The sequence below is a fragment of the Amycolatopsis rhizosphaerae genome, from assembly GCF_007713715.1.
Taxonomy (GTDB): Bacteria; Actinomycetota; Actinomycetes; order Mycobacteriales; family Pseudonocardiaceae; genus Amycolatopsis_E; species Amycolatopsis_E rhizosphaerae.
Genome location: NZ_VJWX01000118.1, coordinates 1 through 15,709 on the forward strand (window position 1 = coordinate 1; position 15,709 = coordinate 15,709).

18 protein-coding genes are annotated in these 15,709 nt (G+C 69.2%); 10 read left to right on the top strand and 8 right to left on the bottom strand.

From position 1 onward, the window contains the following. Positions 1-667 (top strand): AMP-binding enzyme (locus FNH05_RS14250; protein WP_144588303.1); only part of this gene is annotated, 667 nt, incomplete at its 5' end. Positions 668-729: 62 nt separating this feature from the next. Here FNH05_RS14250 and FNH05_RS14255 read toward each other — a convergent pair. After that, positions 730-1,563 carry a choice-of-anchor P family protein gene (locus tag FNH05_RS14255; RefSeq protein WP_144588305.1) on the bottom strand — a complete coding sequence of 278 codons (834 nt, stop codon included), beginning with the start codon at positions 1,561-1,563 and terminating at the stop codon, positions 730-732. 40 nt (positions 1,564-1,603) lie between these two features. Then, the gene (locus FNH05_RS14260; RefSeq protein ID WP_144588307.1) at positions 1,604-2,401 is read right to left on the bottom strand and encodes a L,D-transpeptidase; all 798 of its coding nucleotides are present in this window, start codon (positions 2,399-2,401) and stop codon (positions 1,604-1,606) included. 428 nt (positions 2,402-2,829) lie between these two features. On the opposite strand from FNH05_RS14260, the gene FNH05_RS14265 reads away from it, so the two are divergent. Next, positions 2,830-3,249, top strand: a complete 420-nt coding sequence (locus FNH05_RS14265; RefSeq protein ID WP_144588309.1) for a DUF6319 family protein — start codon at positions 2,830-2,832, stop codon at positions 3,247-3,249. A 127-nt stretch (positions 3,250-3,376) separates the two neighbouring features. Next, positions 3,377-4,027: a GntR family transcriptional regulator gene (locus FNH05_RS14270; RefSeq protein ID WP_144588311.1), complete on the top strand. Its 651-nt coding sequence runs from the start codon at positions 3,377-3,379 to the stop codon at positions 4,025-4,027. Between the two features lie 8 nt (positions 4,028-4,035). Here FNH05_RS14270 and FNH05_RS14275 read toward each other — a convergent pair whose 3' ends face one another. After that, positions 4,036-5,340: an MFS transporter gene (locus FNH05_RS14275; RefSeq protein WP_144588313.1), complete on the bottom strand. Its 1,305-nt coding sequence runs from the start codon at positions 5,338-5,340 to the stop codon at positions 4,036-4,038. Between the two features lie 113 nt (positions 5,341-5,453). Here FNH05_RS14275 and FNH05_RS14280 point away from each other — a divergent pair, with 113 nt between their 5' ends. Continuing rightward, positions 5,454-6,146 carry a DUF2848 domain-containing protein gene (locus FNH05_RS14280; protein ID WP_144588315.1) on the top strand — a complete coding sequence of 231 codons (693 nt, stop codon included), beginning with the start codon at positions 5,454-5,456 and terminating at the stop codon, positions 6,144-6,146. Between the two features lie 93 nt (positions 6,147-6,239). Continuing rightward, the gene (locus tag FNH05_RS14285; protein ID WP_144588317.1) at positions 6,240-6,968 is read left to right on the top strand and encodes a VIT1/CCC1 transporter family protein; all 729 of its coding nucleotides are present in this window, start codon (positions 6,240-6,242) and stop codon (positions 6,966-6,968) included. 7 nt (positions 6,969-6,975) lie between these two features. Here the strand turns inward: FNH05_RS14285 and FNH05_RS14290 are convergent, their stop codons facing one another. After that, the gene (locus tag FNH05_RS14290; RefSeq protein WP_144588319.1) at positions 6,976-8,433 is read right to left on the bottom strand and encodes a peptide MFS transporter; all 1,458 of its coding nucleotides are present in this window, start codon (positions 8,431-8,433) and stop codon (positions 6,976-6,978) included. Positions 8,434-8,640: 207 nt separating this feature from the next. Here FNH05_RS14290 and nhaA point away from each other — a divergent pair, with 207 nt between their 5' ends. The 3 genes from nhaA (at position 8,641) to FNH05_RS14305 (ending at position 11,355) form a co-directional block, all read left to right on the top strand. After that, positions 8,641-9,840 carry a Na+/H+ antiporter NhaA gene (gene nhaA / locus FNH05_RS14295; RefSeq protein ID WP_144588321.1) on the top strand — a complete coding sequence of 400 codons (1,200 nt, stop codon included), beginning with the start codon at positions 8,641-8,643 and terminating at the stop codon, positions 9,838-9,840. A 62-nt stretch (positions 9,841-9,902) separates the two neighbouring features. Beyond that, positions 9,903-10,403 (top strand): phage holin family protein, encoded by a 501-nt coding sequence (locus tag FNH05_RS14300; RefSeq protein WP_222426614.1) that lies wholly within the window; start codon positions 9,903-9,905, stop codon positions 10,401-10,403. Between the two features lie 13 nt (positions 10,404-10,416). Next, positions 10,417-11,355 carry an alpha/beta fold hydrolase gene (locus FNH05_RS14305; protein ID WP_144588325.1) on the top strand — a complete coding sequence of 313 codons (939 nt, stop codon included), beginning with the start codon at positions 10,417-10,419 and terminating at the stop codon, positions 11,353-11,355. A gap of 28 nt (positions 11,356-11,383) precedes the next feature. Here the strand turns inward: FNH05_RS14305 and FNH05_RS14310 are convergent, their stop codons facing one another. From FNH05_RS14310 to nth, 4 genes are read right to left on the bottom strand one after another with little or no spacing between them, the layout of a single operon-like run. Next, the gene (locus tag FNH05_RS14310; protein WP_144588327.1) at positions 11,384-12,580 is read right to left on the bottom strand and encodes a MarP family serine protease; all 1,197 of its coding nucleotides are present in this window, start codon (positions 12,578-12,580) and stop codon (positions 11,384-11,386) included. Next, a complete protein-coding gene (locus FNH05_RS14315; protein WP_144588328.1) occupies positions 12,577-13,257 on the bottom strand; it encodes an NUDIX hydrolase in 681 nt (226 codons plus the stop codon). The genes FNH05_RS14310 and FNH05_RS14315 overlap by 4 nt, the downstream gene beginning before the upstream one ends. Then, on the bottom strand, positions 13,254-13,835 hold the full coding sequence (locus FNH05_RS14320) for a TlpA family protein disulfide reductase (RefSeq protein WP_144588330.1): 582 nt from the start codon (positions 13,833-13,835) through the stop codon (positions 13,254-13,256). Before FNH05_RS14320 ends, FNH05_RS14315 begins: the two co-directional genes overlap by 4 nt. Next, positions 13,832-14,515, bottom strand: a complete 684-nt coding sequence (nth, locus tag FNH05_RS14325) for an endonuclease III (RefSeq protein WP_144588335.1) — start codon at positions 14,513-14,515, stop codon at positions 13,832-13,834. Before nth ends, FNH05_RS14320 begins: the two co-directional genes overlap by 4 nt. A 200-nt stretch (positions 14,516-14,715) precedes the next feature. On the opposite strand from nth, the gene FNH05_RS14330 reads away from it, so the two are divergent. Continuing rightward, positions 14,716-14,967, top strand: a complete 252-nt coding sequence (locus FNH05_RS14330) for a hypothetical protein (protein ID WP_144588332.1) — start codon at positions 14,716-14,718, stop codon at positions 14,965-14,967. Positions 14,968-15,133: 166 nt separating this feature from the next. Beyond that, on the top strand, positions 15,134-15,709 hold a 576-nt coding region (locus FNH05_RS14335; RefSeq protein ID WP_144588333.1), incomplete at its 3' end, for a Crp/Fnr family transcriptional regulator.

Sequence of the window (15,709 nt, forward strand, 5' to 3'; positions counted from 1 at the left end):
GGTCGGCCCCGGTGGCGGGGGCTACCTCGTGCTGGACAAGCCCTGGCCCGCCATGCTGCGCGGTATCTGGGGCGACGAGCAGCGCTACCGCGAAACCTACTGGTCCCGCTTCGCCGAGCAGGAGGGTGCTGATTCGGGAACGCGCAACGCCGAGCAGGACTGTGCCGATGGTTCGACCCTGCAAGCAGGTCTCACGTACTTCGCCGGGGACGGCGCCAAGTACGACACCGACGGTGACATCTGGCTGCTGGGGCGGGTGGACGACGTGATGAACGTGTCCGGGCACCGCATCTCCACCACCGAGGTGGAATCCGCGCTGGTGTCCCACCCCACCGTGGCCGAGGCCGCCGTGGTCGGCGCGACCGACCCCACCACCGGGCAGGGCATCGTCGCGTTCGTCATCCTGCGCGGCACCGCCGCCGAAACCGGCGAACAGGCCGTGCAGGAACTACGCAACCACGTGGCCAAGGAAATCGGGCCCATCGCCAAACCCCGCCAGATCATGATCGTGCCCGAACTCCCCAAAACCCGCTCCGGCAAGATCATGCGCCGCCTCCTGCGCGACGTCGCCGAAAACCGCCAGATCGGCGACGTCACCACCCTCGCCGACAGCGCCGTCATGGACCTCATCTCCCAAGGCCTCAAAGCCGGCAAAACCGAAGACTGACCCCCAACCGGCAGAAGGCCCCCGCCAGTCCTTGGCGGGGGCCTTCTGTTCTCTCAAGCTGATCAGCCGGTGACGTCGAGGTGCGCCTTCACCGGGGTCGGCGTCGGGGCCTTGCCGTTCGGCAGCGCCTTGTCGCCGACAGGCGCGGCGTTACCGCTGCTGACGGTGGCCGACGGCTTGCTCGTGCCGGTCCGGGTCGGGGTGCCGCTCGGCTGGCCCGGTGCACCGGTCGGAGCGCCGGTGGGGGTGCCGGTGGGGGTGCCGCCGTCGCCGCCGCCGTTGTCGTCGTCGCCGTCGGGCCCGCAGTGGGCCGAGGCGATGTCGATCTTCTGCACGTTGTCGACCTGGATCGAGATCGCGGTGACCGTGATCGACCCGTCCTTGTGCTTGACCTGCTTGTTCAGCGTGACGGAGAGCAGGCCCGGCACCGAGACCGAGGTGTTGGCGGGCACCTGGACGTCGAGCTTGATGTCGCCGATGGCGGCCTTCGCCAGCGAGGTGTGCGGCTTTTCACCGTAACCACACTGCGCTTCGATCGCGGCGGCGTTCACCAGCGGCTTGGCCGGACCGAGGCCGACACCGAGCTTCGCGACGCTGGCCTGCGCGCCGCCGCCACCGGCCTGGGCGTTCAGCGCGCCCACACCGAGCAGGGCCGGGGGCACCTGCGCCTTGACGAGGGAAGCCTGGGAGAAACCGTTGGAGTCGTCCACCGCGGGCGACGGGTCGATGTGCAGCAGACCCGAGGCGGAGATGGCGAACGCCGAGTTCCCTCCGCTGGACGCGGTGCTGTGCCCCGTGGTGGTGGTGGCACCGGCCGTGGGGGCGAACACGGCGCCCGTCACGAGCAGGGCCGAGAGTGCGCCGATACCGCCGGCTACAGCCTTCTTCCTGGACAAGTAATCACCTTTCGTGAAATTGTTTTCTCCGAACGGCCCATCACTTGATGTTCACGATGGTGCCGAGCGGCAATTTGGCGAGCGCGGTCAGGGCATCCTTGGGAACGCGGATGCAGCCGTCGCTGTTCGCCTTTCCGACATAGCTGTCGTTCGGCCAAGTGTGGAGGCCGACAGTCCCGGGACCACCGCCGAATGTCTCCAGCGAGTCCGAGTGGTAGCTCAACGGGAGAACAATCGGGCTGTAGGTGTTTTTCGACTCTTCGATGGAGGCGATGATGTAGGCACGCCCCGCCGGGGTTTGGTGCTCCGGCTTACCGGTGCCGATCGTCCATTTACCGGTCGGCGTGCCGTTTTCCAGAATCTGCAGCGTGAAGGCGGCCCGGTCCACCTCGACCGCGTAGTCGTCCTGCGCGGTCTCCGCCGCTCCGGAAGGCAGATAAACCCAGCCTGCCGAGGCGTTCGGCCTCGTCGGCAGGAGAATCTCCGCCCAGTCGTTCTGCTCGGCCACCACCGGCACCCAGGTGGGAGATCCCATCTGGATGGCGGGCAGCTTCGCGATCGGTTTCCCACCGACAGAGGCATAGACCACCATGTCGGCCTTGGGGTGGATGACCTTACCGGCCTTGGCGCCGCCGTTCAATTGCGGATCGGTAGGCGCATCGGTGACCGTGCCGAAGGTGTTCGCCTCGGGCAACTGCGTCAGATCTTCCTGCGTTACCGCGACGGGAGTCACGGCATGCTGGTCCGAACCGGAACATGCTCCGGTGGCCAGCGCCAGTACGGAAAAACCGGCGACCGCGAAGATATTCCGGGCGCGCGAGACCGCAGTTTTCTGCATCTACCAATCCTCAAGGACACAGCAAGACGAATTGAACCGGACCGTGTCTCCCCTAAGACACGTGGCACCCCAGGTGCGTGTTGCGCTCAATTGGTATCAGCACCCGATCCGCGGATCAACCATCGGTGTTGCGCACACTTCACCCCCGTGAGCTGCGAAAAGAGCACATAAACCAAGCTCAGCGCAAACTGTGCGATGCACACTATCGAGTGAACATCTGTAACAGGACACCGGGGTCATCACTCGGTCGACGGTCCACCGACGGGGGCCAGAGTGACCCGCGGCGGGCAGGGCACCCCGCCCTCCAGCCTCCCCGACACCACGGCGACAATCAAGGAGACCGGCCCGGTATTCCCAACGTCGAACAAGTGTTCTAGACTGCCATACCGTCGTAGCCGGACCCCACGAAGAGGGAGACCGCACCCGCAATGAGCTTGGACACCACGACCGCCCAGCAGGAGCAGGCCACCGACGAGGAGGCCACCACCCCTGCCGCGGACAGTGCCGCGGACGCCGACACGGCCGAGGATGCCCCGAAGGCCAAGCGAGGCCGGGCGAAGGGCGCCGCGCCCCGCAAGACTCGCACCGTCGAGCTCACGCTCACCGTCACCGGCACCGCGGACGGCGACTGGCAGGCGGAGCTGAAGCACGGCAGCACCTGGGTCGCCCGCGGCCTGACCATCCCGGCCTCGGCCGTCTCGCGCGCGGCCAAGGAGCTGCACGAGGACCTGTCCACCCCGATCGACGAGGCGATCAACGAGGCGCGCGCGCAGCAGCAGGCCAAGGTCGCCCAACTCGAAGCCGAACTCGAGCAGGCGAAGCAGGCGCTGGCCGAACTCAACCGCTGAGCCCGCGGCTCACCCGGACTCGCCGGGACGGACGCTCCTCGATCAGGCGTCCGTCCCGGCGTCTTTTTTCGCGCCGGAGGCGCGTCCGCTAGCATCCGTATACAGCGTGTATGGAAGGAGCGGTGCCATGCCGGCCCCGGCCGGAACAGCCACCTCGGGCCGCGACAAGGCCTATGCCTTCCTCAAGTATTCGGTCCTCGCCGACCCGGCCATGGAAGGTGCCTTCGTCAGCGAGCAGGCGGTCGCCGAGCGGGTGGGCGTCTCCCGGACCCCGGTGCGCGAAGCCCTGCTCCAGCTCGCGGCCGAAGACCTCGTGCAACTGGTCCCCAACCGTGGCGCCTACGTCGCTCCGCTGTCGGGACGGGATCTGAAGGACCTCTTCGAACTGCGGGGTGTCCTGGAACGGTTCGCCGCGCAGAAGGCGCTGACGGAGGGGTCCGTCCCGGCGAACGAGATGGAGGCGACGCTCGCCCGGCAGGCCCGCCACACCGACCGCGAGCACGCCAAGGACTTCATCGAACTCGACCACCACTTCCACAGCCTGCTGGTCGAAGCGGCGGGCAACGCCATGCTGGCCAAGACCTACGCTTCTCTGCGCGCGCGCCAGATGCGCGCGGGCCTCACCGCGCTCGCGCGCTCGGAGAACCGGCAGGAGGCGGTGCTCGCCGAACACCGCCGGATCCTCGACGCGCTGGTCGCCGGTGATCTCGAAGGCGCGCTCGCCGCCATCGACGACCACCACGAAATCACCCTCAGGCTCCAGCTCACCGCCTCCTGACGGGCCGGTCAGGAGAGCTCCTCCCCGACCGGCTCCCCGGTGCGGGACCTGGCCAGGCACAGGCCGACGATGGTGACGATCCCGGCCACGAGCACGTACAGCGCCAGCGCCTCCCACGACCCGAACTTGGCGAGCAGGCTGGTGAACAGCAGCGGCGCCGCCGCTCCGCCGATCACGCCCGCCAGCGTGTAGGCGAGCGAACTGCCGGTGTAGCGCAGTCGCTCGGAGAACTGCTCGGTGATCAGCGCCGCCTGCGGCCCGTACAACGCGGCGTGGATCGTCAGCGCGACCACGACCCCGACGAGGACGGCGAGGAAGGACCGGCCGGACACCAGCGGGAAGAACACGAAGGGCCAGACGATTCCCGCGACGGTCGCGACCAGGTAGAGGCGGCGCCGGTCGACGCGGTCGGAAAGCGCACCGAAGGCCGGCATCAGCACCAACTGGGCGCCCGAGCCGATCATCACGGCGGTCAGCCCCTCGCTGCGGGACATGTGCAGGCGCTGCGTCATGTAGGTGAGCACGAAGACCGTGAACAGCGCGTAGAGCACGTCGGGCAGGACGCGGACGAAGATCGCCGCCAGCAGGGCGCGCCGCTCGTGCCGGAACACTTCCGAAATCGGGGCCTGGGGCCGCTCGCCGGTTTCCACGAGGCGGCGGAACACCGGCGTCTCTTCGAGCTTGAGCCGGATCCACAGGCCGAACGCGACCAGCGCGGCGGAGAGCAGGAAGGCGACCCGCCAGCCCCACGAGGTGAACTGGGCCTCGGTCAGCAGCAGTGAGAGCGTGGCCAGCACCCCGTTGGCGAGCAGATTGCCCGCGGGCGGGCCCACCTGGGCCGCGGAGGCCCAGAAGCCGCGCCTGGCCGGATCACCGAACTCGCTGGAGAGCAGGACCGCGCCGCCCCACTCGCCGCCGATGCCCACCCCCTGGGCAAACCGCAGCAGTGCCAGCAGTACGGCGGCGGCCGCGCCGATGCTCTGGTGGGTCGGCAGGAGCCCGATGAGGAAGGTCGCGGCTCCGGTGAGCAGCAGGGTCAGCACGAGGACGCGCTTGCGGCCGACCACGTCGCCGAGCCGCCCGAAGACGAACCCGCCGAGCGGTCGGGACAGGTAGCCGACGGCGTAGGTGGAAAACGCCGCCATGGTGCTGACCAACGGGTCTCCCGTCGGGAAGAACTGGTGTCCGAAGACGGTCGCCGCCGCGATCGAGTAGGCGGCGAAGTCGTACCACTCCAGGGAGGTTCCGGACAGGCTGGCGATGAACGCGCGGCGCAGGGACGCCTTGTCCACGCTCGGCGGGGCGGAGGTCATCGGGTCACATCCTGGTTCTGTCTTCGACTTCGACCGCCGTAATACTGGTTGTATACAATATGCATGCGCAACCCTTCGCCGGTAAGAACTGGGTAACCCGAAACGGAGACACCATGACGACTTCCCCCGAGCTGCGCTTCCGGTTGCCCGACGGCAGCGAGGCGGCGACCCGGGTGCACACGCTGCTGAACGCGGGGTACGCCGGGCGGAACCAGGCCGATGTCGCCGCGCACGTCGCCGAACTCGCCGAGCTCGGCGTTCCCGCACCCGCCGCGACTCCGGCCCTCTACGCGGTCGCCCCCTACCTGGCACAGCAGAGCGGCGAGGTTCCGGCGCAGCACGGCCGCACGTCCGGGGAGGCCGAATGGGCACTGGTGATCACCGGTCCGGAACCGCAGGACGTACTGCTGACCGCGGCCTGCGACCACACCGATCGCGCACTGGAGGTGCACGGGGTGGCATGGAGCAAGAACGCCGGCCCCGACGTGCTGGCGTCCACGGCCTGGCGCCTCACGGAAGTGGCGGACCGCCTCGACGAGCTGACCCTGCGCGCCTGGGCCGGGGACATCCCGATCCAGGACGGGTCCCTCGCCGAACTGCTGCCCCCCGCCTACTGGCTGGACTTCCTGCGGGAGCACGAGTTGTACGCGCCCGGAGTCGTTCTGCTGTCGGGAACCATCCCCATGGTGTCCGGAGTGGATCAGTTCGCCGACCGGTGGCGGGTGGCGCTGGGCGATCCGGCCCGGGGGGCGGCCATCGAACTGGAGTACCGGGTTCGACGGCTGCCGGAGTTCGGCGGGAAATAAAGTTAGGCGAAACTAACCAAGGTTCGCCTTTTCTAATTCCGGAGGGAATCACAATAACCCGACGCGTGTGGCGGGCTGTGTTTCAATAAACACGTGACGGAAACACAGAACGCCCACGCGCCACACGGGCATGAGCCGCATGACACGAACTTCGGCGGCAGGCTGAACTGGTTGCGGGCCGGGGTACTGGGGGCCAACGACGGGATCGTTTCCGTGGCCGGCCTCGTCGTCGGCGTGGCCGGTGCGACCACCGACCGCACCGCCGTACTCATGGCCGGAATCGCCGGACTGGTCGCGGGTGCCTTTTCCATGGCCGGTGGCGAATACGTCTCGGTGAGCACCCAGCGCGACACCGAGCGCGCGATGCTGCAGCTGGAGAAGTACGAGCTGAAAACCATGCCGGAAGAGGAGGAACGCGAGCTCGCCGAGATCTACGAGAACAAGGGGCTCTCGCCCGAACTCGCGGCCAAGGTCGCCAGGGAACTGACCGAAAAGGACGCACTGCAGGCCCACGCGGAGGCCGAGCTGGGCATCGACCCCAACGACCTCACCAGCCCCTGGCAGGCGGCCTGGGCCTCGCTGGCGGCGTTCACGGTCGGCGGGCTGCTGCCGCTGCTCGCGATCATCCTGCCGCCCGCGGGATGGCGCGTGTGGACCTGCGTCCTCGCCGTGATCGCGGGCCTGTTCCTCACCGGTTACGTCAGTGCGCGGCTCGGCAGCGCCGGCGCCCGCCGGGCGGTGCTCCGCAACGTCGGCATGGGTGCGCTGACGATGCTGGTGACCTACTACGTAGGTGTTCTCTTCGGCGTCGCCCTGCACTGAACCTGTTTCAGCGCACGCCGGACATGAGCCTGCTGACGAAGGGGCTGATCGCCGCCAGCACGGCGCCGATCGCGATCGCGACGGCGCCGAGGATGCCGAAGTAGGCGGCCTCGTGGTCGGCGCTGTAGTACTGGGCCAGCGAGCCGGACAGCGCCGACCCGAGTGACACCGACAGGAAGAACAGCGCCACCATCTGGGTGCGGAACGCCTCCGGGGCGAGCTTGGTGGCCAGCGAGAGCCCGACCGGCGACAACGACAGTTCGGCGACGGTGAACAGCAGCACGATGCCGACCATCGCCAGCAGCGGCGCGCTGTTCGGGCCTCCCCCGGCCATCGGCAGGAACAGCAGGAACGCCACCCCCATCACCCCGGTCCCGAAGGCGAACTTGACCGGGGTGGTGGGCTGCCGTGCGCCGAGTTTGGTCCAGACCAGAGCGAAGACGGGGGCGAGCGCGATGATGAACACCGGGTTGATCGACTGCACCCAGGACACCGGCATCACCCAGCCGAACAGATCGCGGTCGAGCCGCTGGTCGGAGTAGGCCGCGAGCACGGTGAACTGCTGCTGGTAGAGCGCCCAGAACGCGGCGCTGGCGATGAACATCGGGATGAACGACAGCACGCGCCTGCGCTCCACCCCGGTGATCTTCCCGCTGGTGAGGATCACCAGGAAGTACACCACCGCGGCCACCGCGGCCACCCAGGTCGCCACGGTGGCCAGGTTCCCCGCGGTGACCAGCCCGGTGAAGACGGCCGCGAGGACCACCGCCACGACCGCGACGAGCACCCCTGCGGCCGCGGGCCGCCGCGCCGCGGGCAGCGGGTTGGGCACCATCGATGCGCGCGTGCCGAGGTTGCGGCGGCCGATCACGTACTGGATCAGGCCGACCGCCATGCCGATCGCGGCCAGGCCGAAGCCGTAGTGGAAGCCGAGTCCGGTCTGGGCGAGCCCGGTGCACAGCGGCCCGAAGAACGCGCCGAGGTTGACGCCCATGTAGAAGATGGTGAAGCCGCCGTCGCGCCGCTCGTCGAGTTCGTCGTAGAGGGTGCCGACAACGGCGGTGGCATTGCCCTTCAGCCCGCCGCTGCCGAAGGCGACGCACAGCAGGCCGACCAGGATCCCGGTGTAACCGGGCAGGACGGCGAGGCCGATATGCCCGATCATGATCAGGACGGCGCTGAAGAACAGGGTGCGTTCGGCGCCGAGCAACCGGTCGGCGACCCAGGCACCGACGATCGTGGACAGGTAGACGAGACTGCCGTACGCGCCCACGATGCCCAGCGCACTGGCCTTCGGCATGCCGAGGCCGCCTTCGGCCGCCGAGTAGTACAGGTAGATCGCCAGGATCCCCTGCATGCCGTAGAAGGAGAAGCGCTCCCACATCTCGACGCCGAACAGGTTCGCCAGTCCGAGCGGGTGGCCGAAGAACCTGGTGTCCCGCTTGGTTTCGGTGCGCGTGGTCACGGCCGACTCTCCTTCGGGTCGGGAATCTGTGGGTGATTCACATGGTAGAGCCGGAAAATGTTGATCGCCGTACGCGATCCGGCCGCATTTTCCGGGCAAACGGGCGTCCGGCGACGAAACGATCAAGGCTGCGGTCACCGGATACACTGGGCGGAGGTGTGCCGGGAAGGCTGGTCGGCGGATACCCCGTCGACCGCTGGAGCCGTTGTGACCAAACCGAAGGGCATCCAGGAGTTCGCCCGCTACCTGCGCACCGAGACGACCGGCGGCCTGATCCTCCTGGCCGCGACAGCGATCGCATTACTGTGGGCGAACTCGCCCGCCGCGGGCGGCTACCGCGCTCTGCGTGATCTCACGCTCGGGCCGCACGTGCTGCACCTCGACCTTTCCGTCGGTGACTGGGCGAAGGACGGTCTGCTGGCGCTGTTCTTCTTCGTGGCGGGTCTCGAACTGAAGCGGGAACTCGTGGTGGGCGAGTTGTCCCGCTTCAAGCAGGCCGTGCTGCCGGTGGTGGCGGCGCTCGGCGGGATGATCGTGCCCGCGCTGCTCGCGTTGACGGTCGCCTGGGGAAGCCCCGGCATCGACCGGGCGTGGGCGATCCCCGTCGCCACCGACATCGCGTTCGCGCTCGGTGTGCTCGCGCTGACCGGATCGAACCTGCCGGGTTCGGCGCGGATCTTCCTGCTGTCGCTGGCGGTGGTGGACGATCTGGGCGCGATCATCCTGATCGCCGTGCTGTTCACCGCGAGTTTCAACCTGGTGGCGGCCGCCGTCGCCGTCGCCGCCCTCGCGCTGTACGCCCTGCTGCAGCACCTGCGCGTCCGCAGCGCGTGGCTGTACGTGCCGCTCGCCGTGATCACCTGGGTCGCCGTGCACTCGGCCGGAGTGCACGCCACGATCGCCGGTGTCGCACTGGGCCTGCTCACCCGGGTCCGGCCCGATCCCGATGAGGAAGAGGCGCCGGCGATCCGTCTGGAACACCGCCTGCAGCCGTGGTCCGCAGCCGTCGCGGTGCCGTTGTTCGCCCTCTTCGCCGCCGGGATCGAACTCGACGCGCACTCACTGGCCGAGGTCTTCACCACCGCCGTCCCGCTGGCCGTGGTGACCGGGCTGGTGGTGGGCAAGGCAGTGGGGATATTGGGCGCCTCCGCGCTGGCGGTCGCACTGCGGCTCGGCGAGCGTCCTCGCGGGATGGGCTGGCGCGATCTCGCCGCACTGTCCCTGCTCGGCGGGGTCGGCTTCACGGTGAGCCTGCTGATCGCCGAACTGGCCTTGCCGTCCGGGCCGAGCGACCGGGCCAAGGCGGCGGTGCTGCTGGCCTCGGCGATCGCCTCCCTCGCCGCCGCCGTCCTGCTCCTGCGGCGTAACCGGGTCCACGGTGCGGCTGGAGGGTCCGGCGCGGCCTGAACCCGCCTCGCCAACGCGCCGAGCAGGCACTGAGCGCGCCCCCCGAACCGGCACATGGCACGATGACCTTCGTGAGCAGTCAGGAGCACGAACGCAGCGGCCCAGACGGCCTCGGGGCCGTGCCCTACATTCCCCTCTCCCGTGAGGACGAAGCCGGCGCCGACGGCGGCGGGAAGTCCATCGGCACACTGGTCGGCGAGGCGACGCAGCACCTGTCCACGCTGGTGCGGGCCGAGGTCGAACTGGCGAAGTCTGAGGTCGTCGGCGAGGTCAAGAAGGGCCTCACCGGCAGCGTCTACTTCATGGTCGCCGCCGTGGTCGGGCTCTACAGCTCGTTCTTCTTCTTTTTCTTCCTCGGTGAACTGCTCTCCGACTGGTGGGGGCTGCGCTGGCCGGCCTTCCTCACCGTGTTCGGCCTGATGCTGGTGTTCACGCTCCTGTTCGCGTTCCTCGGATACCGCAAGATGAAGAAGATCCGGGCCCCGCAGCGCACGATCAGCAGCGTCAAGGACACCGCCGCGGCGCTCAAGCCCCGGCGCGAGGCCGTCGCCGAGCAGCACTGACCCACCCGAGTCCGTGCAGCCGCCCGATCCCTCCACCGTCCGGATTGACGGCCCCTGGACACACCACGACGTGTCCGCCAACGGCATCCGTCTGCATGTCGCGGAGGCGGGCGACGGCCCACTGGTGTTGCTGCTGCACGGGTTCGCCGAGTTCTGGTGGGCCTGGCGCCATCAACTGGTCTCGCTGGCGGAGTCCGGTTTCCACGTGGTCGCGGCGGATCTGCGCGGTTACGGCGATTCCGACAAGCCGCCGCGCGGCTACGACGCGTGGACGCTCGCCGGGGACGTCGCGGGCCTGATCCGCGCGCTGGGCGAGCGCCGGGCCCACCTGGTGGGCCACGCCTGGGGTGGCATGCTCGCCTGGACCGCCGCCGCCCTGCATCCCCGCCTGGTGTCTTCGGTCAGCGTGCTCGGCGGGGCGCATCCCCTGGCCTTCCGGTCCGCCATGGGCAGGACCCTGTTCCACCGCAGGCGGTCGAGCCAGCCCCGGGCGATGGGGCATCTGTTCCGTTTCCAGGTGCCGATGGCGCCCGAACGCTGGCTGGTCGCCGACGAGGCCGCGAACGTCGAGGCGCTGCTGCGCTCGTGGTCCGGACCGGAATGGCGGCGCGGCGAGGACTTCGCCGAAACGGCACGCGTGTTCCGCCAGGCGATGCTCGTGCAGGGCGTCGCGCACAGCGCGCTGGAGTACTACCGATGGGCGTTCCGGGCCCAGTTCCGCGGTGAGGGCAGGCGGTTCAGCGCGGCGATCGGCAACCGCGTCGCCGTGCCGGTGCTCCAAGTGCACGGCGAGGCCGACACCTGCGTACTACCCGAGACAGCGCGTGCCTCCTCACCGTGGCACGGCCCGCGATCCCGCTTCGAATCACTTTCCGGCGTCGGGCATTTCCCTCACCTGGAGGACCCCGCCCGCACCGACAAGGCCCTACTGGCCTTCCTCGGTGCCCTCTAGCGCAGCAGCCCGGCTCTGACGGACTTCATCAAGCGGCGCAGGCGCCGGTGCTGACCCGGGCACTCAGCGAGGGCGCTTCTTCGATCACGGAGTTGACCTGCTTCGCGGTCAGGGTGAAACCGGTTTCCGAATCCTCCACCGAGGCTCCGAAGACCACGCCGACCACCTGTCCGTCCGGATTCACCAGCGGGCCACCCGAGTTTCCACTGCGCACCTGTGCACGCACCGTGAACACATCGCGGCGCACGGTGCGCGAATCGTAGATGTCGGGGCCCTGCAAGGTGATCTGGTTGCGGATCCGGGCCGGAGTCGCGGTGTAGGGGCCGTCGAGGGGATAGCCGAGCACGATCGCGCTGTCGCCGGCACGACCGGGGGTCTCGGCGATGGCCAGCGGGGGCGCCTGCAGACGCGGCACCGCGAGCACCGCGATGTCGACCTCGGGGTCGAAGTAGACCACCCGCGCGGGCAGACGGCCCTGCGAAGTCTCGACCGCCGTCTGGTCGGTACCCGCCACCACGTGCGCGTTCGTCACCACCCGTTGCGGCGCGACGACGAAACCGCTGCCTTCCAGCGCCCTCGAACACGACGAAGCGGTACCGCGGATCTTGAGCACGCTCCCGTGCAACTGCTGCACCACCGCACTGCTCTGCAGGGTGCCGTCGGGCGGCGCGATCTCGTTGATCTCGGTCCGCTGGAACGGGTCCACAATGGACGGGAAACCGGAGGCGTCCAGCAGCTTGCGCAGATCCGCGGGCAGCCCCTCGGCCGCGGGTGGCATCGCCTTGTCGACCGCACCGAGCACCACGGAGTTGTTGATGGCCTTGGCCAGCCCCGGCAACGCGGCGACCCCGGTGAGCGGCACCGCGATCAGCCACGCGACCACCAGCACCACCAGGCCCTGCACGGCCGCGCCGAGCGTCTGGTCGATCCCGGTCAGTTTGTCGGTGTTGAAGCGCTTCTTCACGGCGAGCTTGACTCTGCGGCCGACCCACACCCCCAGCGTCTCGCCGAGCGCCACCAGGAACACCACCGTGGCGACCGCGAAGGCCACCTTCGCCGCCGGGTTGGCGAAGAGCTCGACCACCAGCGGGGCAAGCCGGATACCGCCGATCGCGCCGGAGATCACCCCGATCAGCGCGGGCAGGGCGATCACGACACCCTGACGGGCACCGGAAACCGCGGCGAGCAGCGCCAGCACGATCACCAGGACATCGACCCAGTTCATGGTGTCTCCCATTCGTGGTCGCGCAGCGCGTCCTCGAGCTCGCGGACGTCCCCGCGATCCCACTCGCGCTCCCAGCCTCCCAGAGAGAGCAGCACCGAGAGCAGCCCGGCGGTGAACCCCCAGATGAACAGGCCGTCCACGGCGAAGGCAGGCCCCTGGTAGCCGGGAGAACGCCGCACGAGGAACCGGTTACCCGGATCCGCCAGATCATGCACGGCGACTCTGGCCACCGCGGCCGTCTCCGCGGGGTCGACCGCGTGCACCGGGGACGGGTTCTGCCAGTGCGCCAGCACCGGGGTCACCGAGAACCGGGACACCGGCACGAACAACTCGGGCAGCACCGCCACCGGCCGGACCCCGGACGGATCGACTCCGGTCTCCTCCTCGGCCTCACGCAGGGCCGTGCCCACCGGCCCGCCGTCGCCGTCGTCGGCGCCGCCGCCCGGGAAGGCCACCTGCCCGGCGTGCGAGCCGAGCGTCTCGGCGCGCCGCAGCAGCAGCACGTCCGGACCGCGGTGTCCCTCGCCCATCAGGATCAGCACGGCCGCCGATCTGGTGAACTGGTCCCGTGGCGGGCTGAACCGCGTGAACGTGCTCGAATCGAGTTCCCCGCTGATCTCGACCAGCGGGCTCAGCCATGCGGGCACGGAGCCCGCGTCGACCAGCGGACCGTTCACGAATGTCCCTCCACAGCCGCACGCACCTCGTCAGCGTTGTGGAAGACGCGTGGGTTCGAGATGAAACGGACCTTGCCATCCGGGGTGACCAGGTAGGACGCGGGGAGCGCCGAGGGGACCTTGAGCGCGTCGCGCACCGGCCCGGTGCCCCCCTCGCCGTCGAACACGGACGGCAGGTGCACCCCGAGCCTGGTGAGCAGATCGAGGCCGTCGGAGGCACTGCTGGCGACCTGTACCTCGAGCACCCGCACCGCGCCCGGGCTGTTCGCGTAGGCGGCGAGCACGGGAAGCTCGGTCTTGCAGGGTTCACACCAGGTGGCCCACAGGTTGACCAGCGTGGTCTCGCCGCCGAGAACCCGGCCGAGATCGATCGTGGAGCCGTCACCGAGGCACGGCACGCTCACCCCGCGCAGCTGCGGGACGTCACCGGCACCGTTCGGGCAGGGCGCGAGCGCGGCGGCGGAACGGGCGGCGGAAAGATCGGGGGTGGTGGTGCCGTTCCCGCGCGGGAGCACCGCGACGATCACTCCGATCAACAGCACCCCGACCGCGAGGGCCCATTTCGCCGCCTTGGTCACCGGTTCCGCACCAATGCCAGCAGGTGGTCGCGCTCCGGCCCCTTGACCAGCTTCGCGGCCTCGTCGAACTCGGTGGGCCCGGTGCCGAAGGACGGGCAGTCCGCGGCGAGCGGGCAGGCCCCGCAGGCGGGTTTGCGCGCGTGGCACACGCGGCGTCCGTGGAAGATCACGCGGTGCGAGAGGATCGTCCACTCCTTGCGGGGGATCAGTTCCGCGACCGCGTGCTCGACCTTGACCGGATCCTCTTCGGCGGTCCACCACCAGCGGCGCACCAGCCTGCCGAAGTGGGTGTCCACGGTCAGGCCGGGCACCCCGAAGGCGTTGCCGAGCACCACGTTGGCGGTCTTGCGGCCCACGCCGGGCAGGGTGACCAGGTCCTCGAGGCGGCCGGGTACCTCGCCGCCGAAGCGCTCCACCAGCGCGGCGCCCAGCCCCAGCAGCGAGTTGGTCTTGGCCCGGAAGAAACCGGTCGGGCGGAGCAGTTCCTCCAGCTCCGCCCGGTCGGCACCGGCGTAGTCGGCGGCCGTGCGGTAGCGGGCGAACAGCGCCGGGGTGACCTCGTTCACGCGGACGTCCGTGGTCTGCGCGGAGAGCACCACCGCGACCAGCAGTTCGAGAGGATTGGTGAAATCCAGCTCACAGTGCGCATCCGGATACGCCTCGGCGAGGCAACGCAGCATGCGGCGTGCGCGTCTCACCAAAGCAAGCCGGGTCTCGTCGCCCCGTCGGGGGGCGTAACGAACGGCGGGAGGCACCCCGATAGCCTACGGAAGGAACTTCGGACGGTTGCCGGTGGTCGATGGCCGTGCAAGTGGTGGCCGGTGGACCGCACCCAGCTTGGCGCGAGAACCGAGCGAAAATAAGCGAGGATCTGGAGTCGATGACGGTCTGGTTCGTGATAGCCGTACCGCTCGTGATGATGTTTTTCGCGCTGGCTATGGAGCGCGTGGAAAGCCGTCTCAAGCACGTCGCCGTGCAGGAAGAAGAGGTCGAGGAATTCCTCGAGCAGGCCCGGCCCAACGAGGTCAGGGCCCTCTACGGCCATGGAATCGGACGCGCGCTGGAGCTGTTCCGGCTGCGCAGACTCGGCGGAAGGACGGCCAAGCTCAGGCCCCGTCGGACGCGGAGTTAGGCTGCTCGATCGGACGAGGTTGCGTCCACCCTTCACTGGCGTGGGCAGCTTGCCTATGGGTGAGCCATGAGGCGATCTCGCCCGAACGGCCTAGACTGCACGCAAGTGATCGGCGACACGCTCCCATGCCCGGGGGCGGAAGTCGCCACCGACGAGGAGGCACGAGGTGGACGAGACCCTGGCCCGGGCGGGCATCTTCCAGGGTGTGGAACCGGCCGCGGCCGAGGCACTCGCACAGACCTTGGAGACCGTGGAGTTCCCACGGGGCCACGTGATCTTCACTGAAGGCGAGCCCGGCGACAAGCTGTACATCATCCTGTCCGGCAAGGTCAAGATCGGGCGCAAGTCGCCCGACGGCCGGGAAAACCTGCTGTGGATCGCCGGCCCCTCGGACATGTTCGGCGAACTGTCCATCTTCGACCCGGGGCCGCGTACGTCGAGCGCCACCACGGTGACCGAGGTCCGCGCGGTGACGATGGACCGTCCGTCGCTGCGGAAGTGGATCTCGACGCGGCCGGAGATCGCCGAGCAGCTGCTTCGGGTGATCGCGCGGAGACTGCGCCGCACCAACAACATGGTGGCCGAGCTGATCTTCACCGACGTGCCGGGCCGGGTGGCGCGGGCGCTGCTGCAGCTCGCGCAGCGCTTCGGCAGCCAGGAGGCGGGCATCCTGCGGGTCACGCACGACCTGACGCAGGAGGAGATCGCACAGTACGTCGGCGCCTCCCGTGAGACCGTGAAC

What these genes read in the sequence shown, in the direction of transcription:
- FNH05_RS14260 (WP_144588307.1), bottom strand. Translation starts at nt 2,401, where the DNA reads ATGCAGAAAACTGCGGTCTCGCGCGCCCGGAATATCTTCGCGGTCGCC.
- FNH05_RS14265 (WP_144588309.1), top strand. Translation starts at nt 2,830, where the DNA reads ATGAGCTTGGACACCACGACCGCCCAGCAGGAGCAGGCCACCGACGAG.
- FNH05_RS14270 (WP_144588311.1), top strand. Translation starts at nt 3,377, where the DNA reads ATGCCGGCCCCGGCCGGAACAGCCACCTCGGGCCGCGACAAGGCCTAT.
- FNH05_RS14275 (WP_144588313.1), bottom strand. Translation starts at nt 5,340, where the DNA reads ATGACCTCCGCCCCGCCGAGCGTGGACAAGGCGTCCCTGCGCCGCGCG.
- FNH05_RS14280 (WP_144588315.1), top strand. Translation starts at nt 5,454, where the DNA reads ATGACGACTTCCCCCGAGCTGCGCTTCCGGTTGCCCGACGGCAGCGAG.
- FNH05_RS14300 (WP_222426614.1), top strand. Translation starts at nt 9,903, where the DNA reads ATGACCTTCGTGAGCAGTCAGGAGCACGAACGCAGCGGCCCAGACGGC.
- FNH05_RS14310 (WP_144588327.1), bottom strand. Translation starts at nt 12,580, where the DNA reads ATGAACTGGGTCGATGTCCTGGTGATCGTGCTGGCGCTGCTCGCCGCG.
- nth (WP_144588335.1), bottom strand. Translation starts at nt 14,515, where the DNA reads ATGCTGCGTTGCCTCGCCGAGGCGTATCCGGATGCGCACTGTGAGCTG.
- FNH05_RS14330 (WP_144588332.1), top strand. Translation starts at nt 14,716, where the DNA reads ATGACGGTCTGGTTCGTGATAGCCGTACCGCTCGTGATGATGTTTTTC.